Origin of the sequence: Novosphingobium resinovorum, from assembly GCF_036352595.1 — a bacterium.
Taxonomy (GTDB): domain Bacteria; phylum Pseudomonadota; class Alphaproteobacteria; order Sphingomonadales; family Sphingomonadaceae; genus Novosphingobium; species Novosphingobium resinovorum_B.
On the sequence record NZ_JAZFAX010000116.1, the window covers coordinates 1 to 783 of the forward strand.

Annotated in this window: 1 protein-coding gene; it reads right to left on the reverse strand. The window is 55.0% G+C overall.

All coding sequences use genetic code 11. The features are described from left to right. Positions 1-7: 7 nt before the first annotated feature. Entirely contained in the window at positions 8-619 is a 612-nt protein-coding gene (locus V2S85_RS27160) for a hypothetical protein (RefSeq protein WP_330705884.1), read from the reverse strand. Between the last annotated feature and the right edge of the window lie 164 nt (positions 620-783).

Consider the following 783-nt stretch of genomic DNA (forward strand, 5'->3'; position numbering starts at 1 on the left):
GGCGAAATCAACGCCGGGCATGATGGAAATTGGTCCGAACGATGCCCTTGGTGCGCCCCGAAGCCTCGACGTCATCAAACCAGCCCGCTTCGCCAGAAATTACCCGGTTTTTGCGGGTCTCCAGCTGGGCCGCAGGGTCCAGGATAGCGGCGATGTGTCCGCTAAGCTCAGGCTCATCAGGGAGTCGCACTCGTCTGGGGTCAGGGCGACGTACCGCAGAGAACTGCGGGCGTGAGATTGTCTGCGGCGCACCCGAGAAGGAGGCTACGCGGACTTTCCGTTCCGCAACGGAAACAACAAACTCTGGTGCCAATCCCTCGAATTTTGTCCAAAGGAGAAAATTCAACGCATTGATTTGACGGTGATTGATCGTGCTGTTGGAGACAGGGATGCCGCTATTCGACCATTCCCCGGTGCCCATGTCATCACCATACGCTTCGAGAAGATCCTCTTGTGCTCTGAGCAATCGCTCATGAACATCCTCGTCGGTATCATCGAGGCCTAGCGTTGCTTCCCACCACTCGACGAAATCATCGACGTGCCGCGTTATAACATTGATGCTCTGGGGTAGTGCTCGGCGCCCTTTTTGCTTCAACGCTGCGGTTTGAAAGCTGTCCAATTGGATTGGTTTTGTGCTTCCAATCTCCGCAAGTTGAGGTAAGCGTCCGGCGAGTCCCGTCCGATACCATTGGGCTGAATTTTGCTTTTCAACTTGTGTTTTATGAGGACGTCAGATCTTTCAGACGTTCATGCACCTGCTGCATCGCGGCTATTGCACCGGCC